This is a genomic window from Limnohabitans sp. Jir72, from assembly GCF_003063575.1.
Taxonomy (GTDB): Bacteria; Pseudomonadota; Gammaproteobacteria; order Burkholderiales; family Burkholderiaceae_C; genus Limnohabitans_A.
Genome location: NZ_NESC01000022.1, coordinates 1 through 18,831 on the forward strand (window position 1 = coordinate 1; position 18,831 = coordinate 18,831).

General features: G+C 60.0%; 15 protein-coding genes. All 15 read right to left on the reverse strand.

Features of this window, described 5'->3' with window-relative positions; genetic code table 11:
* Positions 1 to 1,417 (reverse strand): type VI secretion system Vgr family protein (locus tag B9Z52_RS17290; RefSeq protein WP_146182886.1); only part of this gene is annotated, 1,417 nt, incomplete at its 3' end.
* Positions 1,414 to 2,520, reverse strand: a complete 1,107-nt coding sequence (locus tag B9Z52_RS17295) for an ImpA family type VI secretion system protein (protein ID WP_158270581.1) — start codon at positions 2,518 to 2,520, stop codon at positions 1,414 to 1,416. The genes B9Z52_RS17295 and B9Z52_RS17290, both read right to left, overlap by 4 nt.
* Positions 2,517 to 3,638, reverse strand: coding sequence for a type VI secretion system baseplate subunit TssG (tssG, locus tag B9Z52_RS17300; protein WP_108415088.1), 1,122 nt, complete (start codon positions 3,636 to 3,638; stop codon positions 2,517 to 2,519). Before tssG ends, B9Z52_RS17295 begins: the two co-directional genes overlap by 4 nt.
* Positions 3,638 to 5,518, reverse strand: a complete 1,881-nt coding sequence (gene tssF, locus B9Z52_RS17305) for a type VI secretion system baseplate subunit TssF (protein WP_108415089.1) — start codon at positions 5,516 to 5,518, stop codon at positions 3,638 to 3,640. Before tssF ends, tssG begins: the two co-directional genes overlap by 1 nt.
* A gap of 30 nt (positions 5,519 to 5,548) precedes the next feature.
* Positions 5,549 to 6,136: a type VI secretion system baseplate subunit TssE gene (gene tssE / locus B9Z52_RS17310; RefSeq protein WP_233252014.1), complete on the reverse strand. Its 588-nt coding sequence runs from the start codon at positions 6,134 to 6,136 to the stop codon at positions 5,549 to 5,551.
* Complete coding sequence (locus tag B9Z52_RS17315) at positions 6,133 to 7,011, reverse strand: type VI secretion system accessory protein TagJ (protein ID WP_158270582.1); 879 nt, start codon at positions 7,009 to 7,011, stop codon at positions 6,133 to 6,135. Before B9Z52_RS17315 ends, tssE begins: the two co-directional genes overlap by 4 nt.
* A gap of 11 nt (positions 7,012 to 7,022) precedes the next feature.
* The gene (locus B9Z52_RS17320; protein ID WP_108415091.1) at positions 7,023 to 8,027 is read right to left on the reverse strand and encodes a TagK domain-containing protein; all 1,005 of its coding nucleotides are present in this window, start codon (positions 8,025 to 8,027) and stop codon (positions 7,023 to 7,025) included.
* Positions 8,024 to 8,842, reverse strand: coding sequence for a TagF domain-containing protein (locus B9Z52_RS17325; RefSeq protein ID WP_158270583.1), 819 nt, complete (start codon positions 8,840 to 8,842; stop codon positions 8,024 to 8,026). Before B9Z52_RS17325 ends, B9Z52_RS17320 begins: the two co-directional genes overlap by 4 nt.
* Before the next feature lie 35 nt (positions 8,843 to 8,877).
* On the reverse strand, positions 8,878 to 13,083 hold the full coding sequence (gene tssM / locus B9Z52_RS17330) for a type VI secretion system membrane subunit TssM (RefSeq protein WP_108415093.1): 4,206 nt from the start codon (positions 13,081 to 13,083) through the stop codon (positions 8,878 to 8,880).
* A 16-nt stretch (positions 13,084 to 13,099) separates the two neighbouring features.
* On the reverse strand, positions 13,100 to 14,431 hold the full coding sequence (icmH, locus tag B9Z52_RS17335; RefSeq protein WP_108415094.1) for a type IVB secretion system protein IcmH/DotU: 1,332 nt from the start codon (positions 14,429 to 14,431) through the stop codon (positions 13,100 to 13,102).
* Positions 14,432 to 14,639: 208 nt separating this feature from the next.
* On the reverse strand, positions 14,640 to 15,617 hold the full coding sequence (locus B9Z52_RS17340) for a hypothetical protein (RefSeq protein WP_146182888.1): 978 nt from the start codon (positions 15,615 to 15,617) through the stop codon (positions 14,640 to 14,642).
* Positions 15,614 to 15,832 carry a hypothetical protein gene (locus B9Z52_RS17345; protein ID WP_108415096.1) on the reverse strand — a complete coding sequence of 73 codons (219 nt, stop codon included), beginning with the start codon at positions 15,830 to 15,832 and terminating at the stop codon, positions 15,614 to 15,616. The genes B9Z52_RS17340 and B9Z52_RS17345 overlap by 4 nt, the downstream gene beginning before the upstream one ends.
* Positions 15,829 to 16,809, reverse strand: coding sequence for a hypothetical protein (locus B9Z52_RS17350; protein ID WP_146182889.1), 981 nt, complete (start codon positions 16,807 to 16,809; stop codon positions 15,829 to 15,831). Before B9Z52_RS17350 ends, B9Z52_RS17345 begins: the two co-directional genes overlap by 4 nt.
* Entirely contained in the window at positions 16,806 to 18,107 is a 1,302-nt protein-coding gene (locus B9Z52_RS18030) for a hypothetical protein (protein WP_199222136.1), read from the reverse strand. Before B9Z52_RS18030 ends, B9Z52_RS17350 begins: the two co-directional genes overlap by 4 nt.
* A gap of 2 nt (positions 18,108 to 18,109) precedes the next feature.
* Positions 18,110 to 18,831 (reverse strand): DUF2345 domain-containing protein (locus B9Z52_RS17360; RefSeq protein WP_146182890.1); only part of this gene is annotated, 722 nt, incomplete at its 5' end.

Genomic DNA, 18,831 nt, shown 5'->3' on the forward strand with positions numbered 1-18,831 from the left:
TCTCGGGGCCGTGGGTGTGGGGTTTGGGCTGTATGCCTTCGGGGCGCAGCAGCTCGGTGGTGGGCAGCACTTCAAAGCGCACCTCGATGCGCCACTGGCCGGTCAGGCGTTGGGCGTCGGACAGGGCCTGCGGGATCGAATGGCGGTCTGTGCGTCCCCTGGCCGTGTCTTCGCTGACGTTTTCGATGACGGTGTGGGTGGACAGGGTCAGGTATTCGATGTTGGCCGCGTCTTGCGGGTGTTTGTGCAGGGCAAAGGTGTGGCCTGCTGCGATGCCGCGCACATGGCCTGCGCCGCTGGCGCGTTGGCCTGCTTGGCGCAGCGCTTGCATGCGCAGGCGTGCCAGGTGTTGGCCTTGGGGCTCGGTTTGGTTGGCCTGGGCGGTGTCGGAGCCTTTGCCCGCACCTTTGCCCGCACCTTTGTTTTCTTGGGCGTAGTCGCTGCCCGGCAGGCTGCCGCTGGCGGTGCTGCCGATGCCGCTGTCATTCCCAGGCGTTTGGCCTGTGCGCACTTTGCCCCCGCGCCACAGGTACACCTCTTGGTTGGCCTGGCCTGTTTGGCGGGGCTGGGCTTGGCTTGCACCCAGGGCCACTTTGGGGCGGGTGTAGTCGTATTCGCGGCTGGCGTATTGGCCTGCTGTGAGCCGCTCGGTGGGGGTGAAGGCGTGGATGTACTCCTCGTCCACCTTGTGGCCAGGGGGGTAGTAGGCCATGCGGTGGTAAGCGCTGTCGCTTTGGCCCTTTTGCAGGGGGCTGAAGGCGCCGTTGTGGTCGCTCAAGATCAGGCGGTGCACACCGCCCGAGTGCTCAAAGTGGTAGTTGATGCCCCACTCTTGCATGAGGCGGGTGATGAATTCAAAGTCGGTTTCGTTGTACTGCACGCAGTAGTCGCGAATCGGATACGTTTCGATCAGGCGCACTTCGGCAGCAAAAGCATAGTCGGCCAAGACGGCACGGATGACCTCAACCGGGGTTTGGTCCTGGAAGACTTTGCAATCACTGGTCAGCGTGGCCAGGTGCAGCCAGGGGCGCAGGGTGAGCGCATACAGGGCGTGGCGGCTGTCGGTGCCCAGGTGGCGGGCGGCGGTGATGAGGCCAGACAGTTCGCGCACGCCCGCGCCCAGGTTGGCTGCGCCCAAGTTGCCCGCCAGACCCGCCACAAAGCTGCCGTGCCCGTCCAGAGCGATGGCGCAAGTGATCTCGCGCCCGACCATGTCGTGCAGGGGAAAGTTGCTGGCGTCGTTGGCGGCAAACTGCAGCGCATCAGGGCTTTGCAGGATGAGGGTGTATTCAAAGAGGGTGTTGACGGCCTCATGGCCCGAGAGCTTCAGGGGCACAAGCGCAGCAGCGCCTGCCACCTGCGGGATGGCGGGGCTGGTGATGGTGAGGACTCGGGGGGATTGGAGCAGGGTGTTCATTGGTCTTGGTCCCAGGCTTGCAAGAGTTCGGGGGGGATGATGTGGGCCACCTCAGAAAAGCGTTTGCCCCACATGCGCTCGGCTTGCTTGAGCAACACGGCCACTGGGCTGCTGGGTTCGTGCAATTCGACCCATTGCCGCACCTGAACCAGCGATTGCCGCAGCTGTTCGCGTTGATCGGTCACGTGGGTTTGTCGCACATGAAGTGGGATGGCCGCGATGTTGGGCGCACTGACAACGGCCTTATGCATGTCGGGTTCAGGGGCTCTGTTCAAAGCATCGACTTCGATGTATTCATGTGGCGTCGTCGTGGGCATGCGGCTGTCGGTTGGCAGTGCCTGGCCCCGGCTCCATGTGGGGGCCAGCAGCTTGAACAAGGGCTGCAAGTCTGGGGCTTCTTCGCCCAGCTGCTGCTGGCTCCAGGTCTGCAGGTGTTGCACGCACACAGCGCAGCCTTGCAAGGCCAGCAGGTGAGGGTCGCGGCGTTGGTGCAAATCGGCCAGTTGGCGCTGCACGGCTTCGGGCTCTGGGGCATAAGGCGGGCGCGGCACCGACAGGCTGCGCTCGATGTCGCGCACGCTCAGGCGAAATGCGGTGCTGCCAGAGACGATCACATCGCGCACATCCTCCAGCAAGCCTTGGCTGTCGCACAGGCCCGCCAGGGTGTTGGCTTGCACCAGGGGGTCGGACTCCCCATCGATGCGCAGTTGCGGGTGAATGCTGGCGGCAAAGCGTTCGCACACCTGCTGCAAAGCGCTCAAGCCTTGAAGCAAGCCTTGCGCACCTGCCTGGCGGGTGCGGCTGCGGACAAACCAGACAAGCATGCCAATGTCTTTGCTGCGCAACAGCAGTCGGCGGCAGTCGCGCTCGATGTCTTTCCAGTCGGGCTCGGGCGCTTGGGCAGAAAAGTCGCCGTATTGCACATCGGCCTTGGGTTGCAAACGCGCGGCAAGCACGGCGTATTCGGGGTCGTACTCCAGATTGGGGCCGCTGGGCTGTTCGGCGCTGATGGGCGCCAGCCACTCGGGGGGAATGTCCACCTTCAAAGGCTCAGGCCCCAAGGCACTGGCGACAGCATTGATCAAGTTTTGCAAGGGTTTCATGAACATGACCTGCTGGAAGTGGACGAGGCTGCTGTGGACGAGACATAGCGCTCGGGCTCCAACACCATGCCGGTGATGTGGTCGCTGTCTGAGTGCAATTGCCCGGCCCAGGTAGACCAGCCGAGCTGGGCGCTGTCGCCCAACTGGCATGCCGGTGCGGCTTTGGCGGAAATCAGGAGCTCAACCTCCCACTCGTATTCAAAGCCAATGAAACTGCGCACCATCTCGACCAGCGCAGGCAAGTCCTGGCCGCTGGTGTGGCCTTGGGGGGTCAATCGCAAATAGCCCTTCAAATCAAGCGGTCCCATCACCAGACGAAATCGCGTCTGACGATCGGGCACTTTTTCACCCGCCATGGCGCCTTGACCCAACATGCCGGAGCTCAGGGGGCGACCGAGTTGGCACAGGTCTTCATTCGCCAAAGGCACCCAGTGCAACTGGTATTCGAGGAGCCGAACCGGTATGCCAAAAAACCGCTGCAAGGTACTGACCAGGCCATCGGGGTCGCGGGCGCTGCGCACACGATGCGCGGCGCTGGCCCAGCGTGCGTGTGCGGGCAAGGCACTGCTTTGCACTTGCGATGGCTCGTCGCCCGCCAAGCGCGCCACGTAATCGGTGAAGGTTTCTTCCTCTGCGCGGTCCAATCCGGCTGCGGCCTGGCTTTGCGACCATGCACGGTACATGTGCGTGAAGTAGCGGTGATGAAAGAGGTCCAGAAAATCACGCAGGGTATGGTCCCGACGCGACTCACTGCGCTCTCGCGCCAGCTCGGTGACATGAATGGGCAATGGGCCATTGGGCCCCAACATGCCCAGCCCCATGAGTCGGATGTGGGCCTGATCGCCCGGCAGCTCGACTTGCGCGATTTCGCGGGGTGCAAATGCCAAACTGGCTTGTTGCCCGAGCTTGAACCGCTCTTGCTGAGGTCGCTTGGCCTGCCCTACCGGGGGCATGGCATGCTCGCCATTGGGCTGGCGCTGCGCGGCCAAGCTGCGCATGAGTCCCGTGAAGGTATGTCGCCATGGCGTTTGCGTCGCGTCCTGCATGGCAGACGGCCATGCCTCCTCTGCGACAGATCGGATATCGGGCATGCCTTGGGGCAAGTCAGTGCTGCGCATCAAACGCCCCCCCGGTTGCCCATGCGCACGGGCCAGCTGGCCACCTCGCCACGTTGCATGGCATGCAAGCGTGTCTGGGTGAAGGTGTTGATCGAGACGTGCCGCGACAGATAGTGCTCCAGCACCAAGCCGAGCAGGTAAGGACTGACGCCACTGAAGCCGTCTTCATCGACGGTCAGGCTGCACTCCACACCCCGGCCATAGACCAGGGGACCACTGCCTGGCAGGCGGCGGGTCACGGGCTTGATCTGGCTGCCGATCAAGCTGGCGATTTGCTGGTTGGCGACCACATCGTCGCTGTGGACAAACAGGCGCAGCATGTCGCGCAAGGCCTGTGCGCCTTCGCGTTCGTCCATGTCGTGCAAGGGCAAATAATTGAAGCCCAGCTGCCGGATCAAACGCCAAGCCAGCTCGCCTTCTGCAAACGGCGCTTGTGGCGCAGACGGCGCCCTGATCAGCCCGATGGATTTCAGGGGCAAGGACACGCTGACGCTGAGGTCATCGGTGCCGTTGCGGGGCACCAGTCTTGGCAAATCGCGGTTGGTGACCAGCGCCTGCACCGAGAGGTATCGAAGTTTTTCGCTGTAAGGGGCTTCGTGTTGGTCGACCAGGCTGACGAACACTTCGGTGCCCACATACGAGGTGCGCGTGCCGTATTTGCGGGTGCTGTCCGAGCTCAGGCGGGGCTCGCGACGCACAGAAAAGTAGCGCCCATGGTTGCCCTCGTCCTGATTGAGTGTCTGGTACATGGGCCGAAACGGCATGACCTCGGTGGTGTCGGCTTTCTGGCCCTGCAACTCGGTGACCGAGAACACCTCAAAGTCCAAGGGCCGCGACCGGTCAGGCACCAGATGCATTTCAGGTGCCGTGGCGGGCACCTCGATGCGGTCGGTGCGGTGCTCAAACAGATTGATCACAGGCGTGCAGTGCAAGGCAAATTGCTGCGCATCCACCAAAGCGGTCAATGCGCCCGGTATGCGGTTGAGCAAGACGACGATTTCGACCTCTTGGCCGTCAATGCGGGACAGCCCTGGGGCCAGGCCTTGCAGCGCAAAAAAATAAAACCGCGCAGGGCAGGCAAAGTATTCGTGCAACAGGTTGTGCCCATGCCAGGTGTTCCAGTTCAAGGGCAGCAAGCTTTGCTGCGGGGCCAGGCCTTCGTGCACCAGCGCGTTTTGCGCCACGATGTGCGGCTGCTCACCCATATGACCGGGCACGCCAACCAGGCTGGCGACGGCACCCGCATGCAGCAGCTCAAACAGGTGCGAGGCCACCTGCTCTTGGCCGCACAAATAAATGGGCAAGCGGTCCAGCCCTTTGAGATCACAAAACCGCAACTCGCCCTGAAGTTTCAAACGCAGGCGCAAGCTGCCTTGCACCTGGACATGCGCGGGCAAATACCGCTCGGGAGAGGGGATATCGGGCGGCACCCCCGTGAGTTTGGCGCTCTCGATTTGCAGGGGCCACAAGGTGACGTCTTGGCTGGAGCGAAACTGGCATGAGGTGACCTCACCGGGCGGCACCTTGGCGTAAAAGCTGGTGCCTCGGGGCACCACAAAACCCTTGCTGAAATCGCCTTCGGTGGCATTGGGGTGCAGCTGTGCAACGGCCATGGAGGGCGTTGGGCTGACGTAATTGGGGTAGACCACTTCGAGCAGTCGCTGGGTCAAGCGGGGGAACTCGGCGTCGAGCTTGATGCGCATGCGCGCAGACATGTAGCAAAACGATTCGATCAAGCGCTCCACATAAGGGTCGGCCACGTCCTGGCCTTGCATGCCCAGTCGCCGAGCGATCTTGGGATGTTGTGCAGCGAAGTCGCCTGCGCTCTCGCGCATGAAGGTCAGCTCTTCGTTGTAGTACTGGAGCAATTGTGGGTGCATGGGAGGATTTCCGTTCGCGCAGAGGATCGATCAACGGGGTCGCAGTTCAATGCGGCTGTTTTCCAGGTCCACGGCGCTTTGCACGGTGAACTCGATCGGATAGGAGCTGATCTGAATGTGACCGGAGATCTCAAAAGTCAGGACGTTGTAATTCGCGCTGGCCTGGTCTTTGAGCAAAGGCCTGACCCGCAGCGTTTGCGGCACCAGTCGGGGCTCGAACTGGGTGATGGCGCGGCGGATCATGCGTTCAATGTCGGCCCATTTTTTTTCAGACAAATACCCACCGGCCAATGCAGGCACACCGTAGTTGAGGGTTGAATTGGCAGCGGCAGGGTATTGGGCCGCATTGATCAAATCGCTTTGATCAGTGGTATTGAGGAGCAGGGACAAATCGCGCAAGACGGTCTCGCGCATGCGGCCACGGTTAAAGGCATAGGCCTGGGGGGCTTCGCTGCTTTCGTGCGGGGCGTCGTCACACAAGCGATCGAGCAAAGTAGGCATAAAAACCTGCTCGCCTTGCCGCTGGACAAGCCCGTGTGCTGAAGGCAATGCCCGGGCCGCAGGATGCAATGCGCCGGGCATTGCCGCTTCATTCACATCGGTGACATGCTCGGTCATGCGCGCAACTCACGAACATCCAGCAAGGGCCAATCGATGCCCTCGCTCATCCAGGTTTTTTGTCCTTGCGCGAACACACCGGTTTCACCCACCTCGCGCCAACGGGTCAAACGCGACATCAACAAAGCGTCGTGGGTGGCGCTTGACTCGCTGGCATTCGCTGCAATTGGGTACCGAGTCGGCAAAAAGACGTGCAGCACGCGCCCTGTTGCGGTAGGCAACAAACCTGCTTCGCTGTGCAACTGCAGTTTGGCAGGCATCCAAACCAGATCGAGCAAACGCTGTGGCGCTTGCAAGCTCAAATGGGCCACATCGGCAAACGCCAACCAACGGTATGCACCTGCGACCATGACCTCGCACACCGGCCCCAAGCGTGTGTCGCTGTCGGCCATCCATTCATAGGCCTGCTCCTGCATGGTCTGCTCGCCATCTTTTCCACGTTGCCAGACACACACACCCGCTCGCTGCGGCGCCTGCGCCAATGCCTGCGAACGCAAAACATCGGCCTCCTCGTTTTCAGCGCGTGCATTGTGTGCCAAGGCTTTGGCCAGATCGCGCATCCAGTGGGGCATATCGGTCACCGGCGCAGGCGCCATGGCACCAGAGAAAACTTCACTGCGCTGGGCTTCGGCCCGGATGAGTCCGCGCACCCAATGCGCTTGCGCTTGTGATTGCGGCATCCATTTGGCCCAGGCTTGCAGTTGAGACAAGGCCCGATCCCAATGACCCAGAATGCACAGCACCTCTACCAAGGCCCAGCGGTGCTCAGGGGCGGTAGGCTCGCGGCGAATTCGGGCTTCTGTTTGTTGCAAGTGCTCTTGCAAAGAGATGGGTGTCCCGTCTTCTGCGCGCAACAACAGCGTCAAATCAGTCATGCGGTTTCCAGTCATTCAATATTTTGTGAGGCGTGGCTTGGGGGGGCTGTTGCGGCCATCGCACTGTCGAGCGCCATGCCGTGGTGCTCTTGCCGATTGAGGCTGGGCACCTGATGCGTCAACGCATCACGAAGCCCCTCTGGCGCAAACAAATGCAGCACGCTGACATGCGCATCGGGCTCAAGGATGTCGCCCTCAGCCAAAGTGTCCAATTGGCTCATCACACTTTGGATTTGCACGCTTTGCCCCAAGAGCTGCGGCATGGTCGGGCCCTGTTCGGCCTGATCAATGATGTCTTGAAAAGCATCACTGGCTTGGCCGGACTGGTGTGTGGTCATGGCCTGCCAGGAAGGCAGGCCCATGGGGCTCAATGGATCCATCAAACGCTGCAGATACTGCGCATGCAGGCCCTGAAAAGCCTGCTCAGCTTCGGACCACTCGGTCTGCTGCGGCGTCGCGTCCAAGGGCACAGCCGCCCTCACCTGCGGCTGCACCTGCGTGATTTGTGGCGCAAGCTGCGGCCTCGCTGCGTCCAGCGCATCGGTCAAGAGATCCATCACCGAATCTGCTGGCATGGCGTCTGGCACCGAAGGCGCTCGACCTGCACCATGACGGGTGACCAATTGGCCCCACTCAAAATCTGTGACCGTTGCGGTGTTCACGCCATGTGGGCGCTCGGGCTCGGTCAGCACCTGCAAATGGCACAGGCCCAGCTCCAGCGCATCGTGGTGTTGCAATAGGACCGTTTGGCCCACTTTTAAGGGCACCCCATTGCAGCTGCACAGCAAGAGATCGCTCGCTTGCGACAAGCGCCAAACGTTTTCGCCTTCTTGAACCACAACAATTTTGAGCGCCTCTTCGAGCCAAGGCTCGGAGAGTTCAGCCAAAACCGCCAGCACCTCTTGAACTGACACTTGCTGCCGACCCACAGGCCAGGACCACACGGCATCCACGGCGACACCACGGCAATGGGTGATGCGCAGACGCAAGCCAGCTGGAATGGATTTCTCCGTCATGCGCGCAAACCCCACAGTTGCAGCAGCTTGTCGCTGGCCTGTACATAACCGCCCTCAGCGTCTTGCATCCAAAATGCGGCCAGCGGTTCGGTCACACGCAGCGTCCGCTCTGGCCAGTCGGCCCAGGGCAAATGAGAAACGCCGCGCAATGCGACAGCAGCGTCTTGCCCTGCACTGGTGCCAAACTGCTGGACCAACGCCTCCAAAGCGGCTGACGATGCAGGCCTTGCTTGCCCGCCGAAAAGGTTGCGCCAGCCGGGCTCATGCAAAAGCCAGACCTGCTCCACCGCTGTCACCAAAGCCGGAAAGAGACCGGGGTGCTGCCGCGCATGCGCTGCCAGCCGAGCCCACCAGTACAGCAAATGTCGTCCCTGGCTGCGGTCTTGGCGCACTGGCGCATGGGGGTCAGGCCCCCAAGGAGAGGCCCAGGTGCGCTGCATCCAAAGGCGATGCACCGTCTGGTAAATGATGAGTGGACAAGCGCGCCCCACCTTGTCTTCGGAAGGAACCATCACGCCTTGCACAAACACATCGCCCATGTGCGGCAAATGTCCTGGTGGCAAAACAAAGGCCACAGGCACATTCGACAAATCAGGCCTGGCTGGCGCTTGCGTCACGTGCATCCACCCGTCGGCACCTGTGCCCCCTCGGGCTGCCACAGCGCTGCGGCTCACGGGACGACGGTGCCAATAGCTTTGCACCCATTCGTGCCACGCCTCTTGTGCCGACAGACTGACGTTGTGGTGAACATAATCGCCATACGCTGGCAACTTGCCCCAGACCGAAGGCGGCCGCGCCAGCGTGCGTTGGGTCAAGGTCCGGCAAAGACCCTTCAAAGGAATGTGCCGCATCAAGTGCTACGCCCAGGACAAGTGAAATTGCGCAGCAAAGGACTGTTGAATGGACTGGGGCCTGCGCTGCTGAACTCGAGAACAGCACGGCGGTTGTCCAGCAAATACTCCACCGCAATGCGCCCTGCTTGCGCACTGCTGGTGACTTTGCCTCGTTCAACCAACCGCAACCAGGACCAAGGCCCACGCAACTGCACGCTGGACGTGTCGGGTTTGATGCGCGGATTGGCGTGCAATTCGGCCATTGTGCCCGCACGCGGGCCAGGCCACTGCACCGCCACCGTCTGCACGGGACCATGCGAATAGCGCTGCGTCTGACCGTCCAGGTCAATCACCAACTCCGTCACCGTAGGGTCCAGAGACACCACTTTGTATTCCCCACGCCAGCTCAATCGTTTGGCCCCGGAGTCGCGGAAGAACATCTCACGGATCTGCCCGATCTGTGCAAACACATCCGGATTCGGTCCGCCTTGGGCCAGCAACTTCAGCAGCTCCCCCGTCAAGGTCGGCCCGGCGGCAGCGACTGCCATGGGCTGCCCTTGCGCCTGACCGTCTGCTCCCAAGAGTGCATTTGCACTGGCTGGGTTTTTGTAGCGCCAAGGTCGGGTACTGGTGTCCACCAAAGGTGACAGGTATTTTTTGAAATACTCGTCTGCCGCACCACCGGAGGCAAACAAGGCATTGAAATCATCCACGCTGACTTCCTGCACACTGGCCGAAAACGGATAACGCCCTGCGATATCGCGCTGACAAGGTTCGCTCACCATGAAAGCCATCATGCCCACCAGGCGGTCCATCTGGACCTGAGCCTGCACACGCAAAATGCTAGAGGCGCCTTGACCGACCTTGTCGGTGCCGCTGTTGCTCACATCCAAGAGCACCTCGCGCAAAGGGGATGGCAATTTGCCGGCCTCAATGCGCAGCTTGGTCGCAGCTTCTGCGCCTGCGGGCGGCAAACTGCCCGCCGTGATCGCCGTGTCGGCAACGACCAGCACGGTGTAAAACTCATTGAGGGCATTGGTCACTGTGTCCAGCCCCGCCTTGCCGCCAGGCGCGGCGGCAGCCCCATCAGACTGTCCGGTCACGACCTCGCGCAAGGCCGAGAACCGGTCATCCACCCACTGACGCTCTGCACGTTGCTCAGGGCGCAAACCCAAGCTCTTGTTGACCTTGTTCGTTTGTTGGTCAACTTGGTCTGCTGCTTTTTCAAAAATGGACTGCTCGGCTTTGTCACCTTGCAATGGACGGGACAAGCTCGTCTCACGCGCTGCCAGACGACTCAGGCGGACCAAAGGCGAATCTGCCGCAGCCAACTGCCGCAAGATATTGAGCTCAAAAGACAAGGTGCCCGATTTGTCGCCTTTGACCAGTCGGATGTCGCCCAAAAAATCTGTCCAGATTTGCGCATACTGCACCAGGTACTGCCTGCGAATATCGTCCAGCAAGGCCTGCGTTTCAACGGCAGTGAGTGTGGTCACCTTGGCCGAAGCCAGGCCATCTTGCCGCCCCATGACCCAAGCATCATCTTGTTGGGCCAAGGCCAGCATGCCTGGCAGGCGCTTGGCAAACACATCGTGGTAACCGTCGTAAGTGAACAAGCCCGGCACACCTTTTTCGAGCGTTTGCCCCGAAGCACGGCTGAACAAAGTGCCCGCCTGTGGCCCCAGCGCACGCACCAAGTTGAAATCCTGTGGCGCCTGACTGCTCAAACTGGACTTCATGCGCTCGTACAAACGCTCGCTGCTGGAGTTTTTGTCCAGGAACTTGCGCACCTGCCCCACCAAGGCTTCGTTGCGCGCCGCACCAGACTGCACCACGCGCTTGCCCGAAAACAGCCATTCCAAATGCCCCACCATGGACGTGCTGTTGCCCAAGCGCTTGGCCAAGCCTTGGGAGGTGCTTGTTTCCGAGGCGTTTTGCCAATCCGCAGTCACCCACTCGCGCACTGCCTGAGCGGCATCCGTGGTTTGACTGAATTTCTGGGCATCGTGCAGCATCAGGTAAACACGCAAGGTTTGGTAGGCGAGTCGCGCATCCTCCTCGGTCAAGGACTCATGCATCACTTGCTCCATGCGCTCGATGACGACAGGCAAAACCAGCCGATCGAGCAACTGACCGTAGGCATGTTCGCCAGCCTGGGCGATGGGCTCTGCCGTGTACAGCCCATACAAAAATGAGGCCGAAGGCTGCGCCAGGTCGAGTCCAGCGTGAGTGGGCAACACTTGCGCCAGTCCAAGCACTTTTTCGGTCTGCGCCATGCTCTGGTCGGACAGCCAATTTTGCATTTGCTCGGTCAAAGCCTGCGTCTTGTGCTCCACGTCCTGCAAGTACTGCTGGTTCTTGTGGTAACTCAAGGTCAACGCCCCCGAAAGCCAGAGGAAGGTCATCAACACGGCGGCATGGCCCAACCAGCGCAACAAGCGCATCCGGGCCTCCCACTTGAGGTTCGGCTTGACCAGATGCGCCTCTGCAAAAACAACACGCAACAGGGCATCGGTCACAAAGTAGCTTCGGCGCTGGGTTGCCGCAGTTTGCCCCGGCTTGGAGACCAAACCCAAAGTCTGCCCCCACTGTGTCAGGCCCGCACGCAAACGCGGCACCAAAGCACTGCGTTCGGCAACCACCGCAGCATCGGCCGACTGCATGGCGCTGGTCAAATACACGCCGCGCAACATATGGTGCAGTTGCGTGGTGTCGTAGCGCGAGTCGGCAAAAGCCGCATCCAACAATGCCGCCAAAGGCTCTTTGAGCGCCGACAACTCGTAAGGCAACACGTACAAAGACTGCCGCTGGTCCAGCGAAAACTCTTCTTGCAAGCGGGTCGCCACCCCATCGCTCACCCGCTGCACCAAAGCATCAAACTCATGACGCACTTGCTCGATCAACGATCCGTTTGCTTTCGCAGCACCATCTTTCGCTTGCGTATCTGCCGCACCGACGCCACGACCGCGACGCCCCAAGCCCTGGGTCAATCCTGTGACCAAGCCGCCGCTTGTTTCATTCCAGGGCAAAGTAAATCCCCAGACTTGCGCCCTCGCCTCGGAGGTGAGGCTGTTGAAATAAGGCGAGAAACCGCGCAACACATCGGCCTTGGTCAAGACCACATACACCGGAAACCGGATGCCCAAGTGTGTCCGCAACTCGGCCAAACGCGCACGCAAACGCGCTGCATGCGCCACACGCTGCGCGGAAGTGTCATGAAGCAACTGCGCCACATCCACCACCACCAAAGCCCCGTTGACCGGCGCGCGTGGACGCACTTGCCGCAACACCCCCAAAAACCCATGCCATTCCGCTTCATTGGTCTGTCGCAAGGTCTCCAGCGGGTTGGCGCTCGTTGCAGCATCGGTTGGCGCTGCATCGCTCGACTCGGCTGGCGATGACGCATTGGCCAACGGTGTTTCCGGCACCGGCTGCGCGTCTTGCTCGGTGTAGCGGCCAGCGGTGTCCAGCAGTACCGCCTCGTTGGTCAGCCACCAATCGCACTGGTGCGTGCCGGTCGCATGTGACAGCGTCAGCCGTGCGCTGGCTGCCCCCATCTGATCGGCCAGTGGGAAGCGAAGCCCGGAATTGAGCACCACAGACGATTTGCCCGCCCCCGGCTGCCCGATCACCACATACCAGGGCAACTCGTACAGATAACGTTTGCCTTCTACCAAACGGCGCAAGCCTGCCCACACCGATCCGGTGCCACCGGCGACCGTCATGTGCATTTGTCGCAGCTGCCCCACGGCACGACGGGCCATGTCCGACAAAGCGCGGATTTGATCTTTGGCCAGCGGCGCAGACGCTTTGTCAGAACGCAACCAGCGCTGCAAAAACTTCTCATCGTTTTGAAGCAGCTTGTACAGCTTGTAAAGGCCCCAAACCAAAAAGACCAGCAAGATCAAGCCAATGCACAGCACACGCACCCAGACCGGGGCCAATGGACGCATGGAGGCCAAACCCAACAAGGGCCCTGCATGCCACACCAGCACGCACAGCGATGCCACGCCCACCAAAGCAAAAGTAATCTCCAGCAGCCACGACAACATCAAGGCAAACACCAGCACCAACACCGTGACCCGCATGCCCACCGATGCCAAGGGGCGCAAGTCCCCCAGCGCCAAAAAAGGCCCGAGGAACCACACCATCAAGCCCACCAGCACAAACGCCAGAAAACCCAGCAACGCCCGGAACACCGGACCTTTGAAAAAATCTTTCATTGTTTTTATTCCCTGTTCACGGTTTGGCGGACGGTTTCACTTCAATCTGCACACGTCTGTTTTGTGCACGACCGGGCGGGGTGTCGTTGCCTGCCAAAGGTTCGGTATCGCCCTTGCCAACGGCCTCGATGCGCTGTTGGTCAACACCCCGCGCTTTGAGCACGGCAACCACCTCTTGCGCACGCTTGAGCGACAAGGCCTGGTTGTCTGCAAAATAAGCACGGCCATTGACCAGCGGCTGGTTGTCGCTATGGCCTGTCACCACCACTTGCCCGGTGACATCGTTGATCGCATCGGCCACCTTCTCGATGGTCTGGCGCGCCGCCGGGCTGAGCTGAGCCAGGCCGCCGGCAAACATGCCATCGCCTTTGAACAACACCACGGAGCGCCCGGGCTCATCGCTCACCTGCACACGGCCCTGCGCCACTTCGGCGGCCAACAGCTCGGCCAAACGCAAAGGCGCCTTGACCGACACCGGTGGCGGCTGCAAACGCTGCAAGGCATTGATGCGCTTTTGCACATCGCCTGCCGTGCTGAGCAACTGGTATTTGGACCAGCCAAACTGCCCCAACAACACCAAGCCCAACACGCAAGCCGACACCCACACCGGCACCGACCGCAGCAGCTGAAACTTGCCCTGCGCCACCCCTTTCCAGCGAGGCGACAGCTCGCGAGCCACCGGCTCACGACTGCCCAAAACCAGCGCATGCAAACGGTGGCGAATCGTCTCCAGCAAGCGATGCCCATCGGGCTTAACCCGGTAATCGCCCATGAAGCCCAGACTCAGCACGTGGTGCACCACCTCCAGCACAGGCATGTGCTCATCGGGCGAACTGGCCAGTCGCCCCACCAGCAAGAAGACCACCTCACCGCCTTGCCCCTCGCCATGGAACTCGGGCAACAAAGCCATGGACGACCACGGCCCTGCGCTCTCGGCGGTGCTCGTGCCGTTCCAAGGGGTCAAACTGGCCGCCTCGTCCAACGCCGTGCACAACACATACCGCACAGCCAACAGGTGCTCACGGCGGATGTTGGCCTGCTCGCACAAACGCGTGAAGCTGTGCAGCTCTTGGGCCAGCAAATCGCGCAAAGCCTTGGCCTGCTCGGGCTGAATGTCGTGCGGCATTTCGGCCAGTGCCCGCAACAACTCGCGAGCAGCCACCAGCAAGGCATTGCGCCCCTGCGTCTGGGCCAGCCGAACCTCGGCCAGGCGTTCGTCGTGGTTGGGGCCAGGCGCAAAGGTGAGCGTCTTCGGTGCCGTATCCCTCACACGGGCATCGTCCTCCAGCGCCACATCCCGCGTCCATGGTGCCTGGCCATCAATGGCTTGTTTCAAAGCATCGTTCATCAAAATTCCAACATCAAAAAATCAAAAAAGATCATTCAGTGCAATAACCAAGGTCACAGATACCTGATCAGCAAGGACCAACACCCACCTCGCCTGCATGAATTGAAGCGAATCTCGCTGATACCTTGGTCAAGCGCTGCATTGACGATGACCTCATGAAAGTACTTTCCACAGATGCGCAATTGAGCTTGGGGTAAATTTCTACTGATCATTTGGGGTAGTACCCGCGCCGTTTGGGGTTGTCGGTGAACACGGGCATACGCGTCGGTGGCTTGGGCGGTGTCCAGCCATTGGCGTTGGCCCAGGCGGCAATGTCGGCAATGAGGCCGGGCTGATCGCCGTTGGGGCACTCGTGCAGGCAGTACCAGGTGTTGGCATGTTTGCCGATCACGGGCTTTTGGCGGTCAAATGTGCCCCAGCCGATGAAGGGCAGGATGTAAGTTCCGTGGGAGTAGCCGTATTGCGGCTCCTTGGGGACGTAGTTGGTCACGTCGATGTAAGGGCGCTCTGCGTCGTGCATTTGCCAGGCCCATTCACGGCATTGGAAAGGGGGAGTACTGCTCCAACTTTCTTTGACTTTGTATTGTTTTCCGTAAACGTAATACTCTTGAGAAGAACGCATGGGCTCATACATTGAATCACTGCCACACAGCGCTGGCGTCACGCCATCAGCGGTTTCCTCGTTGAGGCCAATGAACCAATCGCCCAAGGTGCCAACTGGATCGTTCAAGGCGTCACCAGGGGATAGCACGATGTACCCAGACGGCCGCAAGCTGTTGAGCCGTCCGCGCAGTGGCTTGCCAAAGCTGTGGGGCGTGGTGACCCAGCCGTTTTTGTCAAACTCGATCACCCCCACGACCAGGTCTTCTGGGTATTTGACCTTCTCTGGCTTTTGAGTCAATTCCCAATGCGGAATGCGCAGCACCGTTTGGGCTTCAAAGAATTGTTCCCAGGCAAAGTCTTCTTTCATAGACTTCTGATTGCTCTGGGTGGCCAGCTTTTGCGAGTATTTCCAACCACGCTCTGGATCGACGTAAATGAAGTAGCGCATCTCCCAGGGACGCTTGATCCAGTGGTTCCAACTGGGCCGCGCCTCTTGCGCTTGCGCCAATAGCGGCATGCTTGCTAACGATGTCCAGCCTGTCAAGATTGTGAGCACGATGGATTTGAGGGTTCGGTTCATCATGGCAGTACCTTCTTGTCCAGCACGGTGAGGTGCAAATGGTGGGCGTGGGTTGTTTCGTTCTTGTCGATCTGTGCATTCGGCGTTCCAGGCACAGCGTCGCGGGTGTTGCCGTCCATGTACCAGGGGTCAAACAGCTGGCTCACGCAGGGGCAGGCGTAGAGCGAATCCCTAAATGCCTTGACCTTGGGAGGCTCGTGTTTGTCTCGCTCGATCATTTGGGGTAGTAACCGCGCCGTTTGGGGTTGTCGGTGAACACGGGCATACGCATCGGTGGCTTGGGCGGTGTCCAGCCATTGGCTTTAGCCCAAGCGTTGATGTCCGCGATGGGGCCGGGCTGATCGCCCTTGGGGCACTCGTGCAGGCAATACCAGGTGTCGGCGTGTTTTCCGATGACGGGCTTTTGGCGGTCAAATGTGCCCCAGCCGATGAAGGGCAGGATGTAAGTGCCGTGGGGGTAGCTCTTGGTGTACGGATGACCCTTGGGTACGTAGGTCGTCACGTCGATGTAGGGGCGATCGGCCTCGTGCAGCTGCCAAGCCCATTCGCGGCATGCGAACGGTGGATTTGTTCTCCAAGATTCCTTCACATCGTAGTGCTTGCCGTACACATAAAAGCTGTCGTTTGGATCGGCTGGCTCATACATGCCTTGGTTGTTGCACAGTGCAGGCGTCACGCCGTCTGCCGTGTCTTCGTTGAGGCCAATGAACCAATGGCCCAGGGTGCCGATCGGGTCGGTCAGGCCATCCCCGGCTGACAGCACGATGTAGCCCATGGGTCTCAAGCTGTTGAGCCGCCCGCGCAGGGTTTTGCCAAAGCTGTGGGGCGTGGTGACCCAGCCGTCTTGGTCAAACGCGATAACGACCACGGACAGGTCTTCGGGGTATTTGGCCTTCTCAGGTTTTTGTGCGAGTTCCCAATGCGGGATGCGCAGCACGGTTTGGGCTTCAAAGAACTGCTCCCAATTAAAGCGTGGGCGCTTCGGCTTTTGGTTGTACTCAGCAGCCAATTTTTGTGAGTATTTCCAGCCATGATCTTTGTCGACGAAGATGAAGTACCGCATCTCCCAAGGTCTGAGAACCCAGTCGATTTGGCTAGGGCGTTCTTGTTCTTGGGCCCATAGCGGCATGCTGACCAGCAAGGCAAAGCCCGCCAAAGCGGCGATCATGATGGATTTGAGGGTTCGGTTCATCATGGCAGTACCTTCTTGTCGAGCACAGTGATGTGCAAATGGTGGGCGTGGAGTTGTTCGTTGCCGTCGAGCTGGGCATTCGGGGTTGCAGGCACCGCGTCGCGGGTGTTGCCGTCCATGTACCAGGGGTCAAACAGCTGGCTCACGCAGGGGCAGGTGTAGAGCGATTTACGGAATGCCTTGACCTTGGGCGGCTCATGTTTATTGCGTTCGGTATTCCAAGCGTCTTTCGCGTCTACTTCGGCAGTGCTTGCATTTTTGAGCCGGTCTACCGCTGCCTTCTTTTTTTCGTCGGTGCCGACTTTGCTGAGGCGTTTTTCTTCCTTATCGGCCACTTCTAGTTCCTGCTTAGCCGCCCGCCACGCCTTGTAAAACTGTTTCTCGTCTTCGCTCACGTTATCGTCAGCGTCTTGCTTGCCCGCCGGGGTCTTACCGGTTTTCAGCTCCTCCCGGTTAAACCGCACCGCATCCAGATAATTCACATCCAGCCCCAAGCCCACACGGTGAACAATTGAGCCCACCATGGGCCGCCAACATGAACTCATCTTCACGCTGCCCACACCGTTGTCCAGCGCGGCGTTGATGAGGGCGGCATAGCCCCCGGGATGCACCCGCGTCAGGCCGTTGTTCAGCATGTCAAAACCCGAGATGTTGCTGTAGCAGTTGTCCGATTTGTCTGTCGGGAAATGCAAACTCACCTGCTGCGCTTGGCCCTGCGGCCCTGTGCGCTGCACCGTGAGCAAGCCCGTTCGCAAACCTTGGTAGATGCTTTGCACCGCACGGGCCACTTCGGCGCTGGTGCCCGCAGGCAGACGCGGCAGAACTTCGTCGGGACTGTACCGGTGGCTAAAGCGCATCCAGATATCGCCAGTCAGCACCGCCTCGTATTCGTCGTGCGTGGCACTGGACTTGGGGCTGGCAAGTTTGGCTTCGTCTTTGTGCAGCCCTTTTTTTTCCCGAATATGAACTTTGACGTATTTGTCGTTGACTTGGACGGCGTAGAGCTGCTCTTGACGCCAGTCGGCGCTGGCGTCGCTGCCCAAGTGCAACGCGACCGTGTCACCTGATTGAGCCGGTATGGTGATGCTGCCTTGGTTTGTCACCGCCAGTTTTTTAGGCTTTTCTTTGAACTCCGACAAAATTTGACCATTGACCCTGACCGCATAGGGCAAGTTAATTGGCCCGCTTTGGCTGTGAATGGTGAATACAACCGTGAGCGGCATGGCGCAGCCCACAACACAGACAGGATTGCCCGATATGGGTTTGGCGCTTGCCTTGGCGATGATGTTGGGTTGAGTCATGTTCAGCACCCCTCGCTGTCTTGTTCTTCGCTGGACAAGGTGTCTTCGTGATGGGTCAACCACTCCAGTTGTGCGTCTTGGGCTGTTGCCAATGTGATGAGCTCGGTCATCCCCTTGGCGTCGGTTTTTCCAAAAAACGTTTGTCCGTCTGTCAGTGTGATGCAGTAAGGGGCGCCCCCCACCAGGCGCCCTGTGTTGTTGTGTAGTGCGCGAAACTGAATGTGAAACTTGGCAGGTTCTTGCACCACCGGAAACTGGGGCATCACCACCGGAATCCTCTTTCCTCCTGACATGCTGTGATTGGCTGCATGCGCCACCCAGCTGCCGCTGGTGCCGCTTTCAATGCCACTGGCGCTCCAGCGGGTGTAGCTGCCACCGCCATTGACCAGCACTTCGTTCTGCGCACTCAACTCGATGCGGTTGGCGGTGTGGGTGATGTCCAGCTTGGCCAGCAATTGGATGTTTTGGCTGAGTGACTTGATTTCTATATCGGAACCGGCGGCGATGAGCTTCATACCCGCTTTGTAGGCAAACAGCCTGATCGCCTCTTTGGCGCTGACGAGCCAGCTCTTGCCCGCGCTCACACTGGTGTGCCCACCGCTGGTGATGGCGTGGTGCTGGCCGCTGTGCTGGTGCGTGCTTTGCGGTGTGGTGCTCTCGATGCCCGCTGGGCTGGTCAGGACCAAATGCGGTTCACTCAGTTCCGGGAATTTCCCTTCTGTTT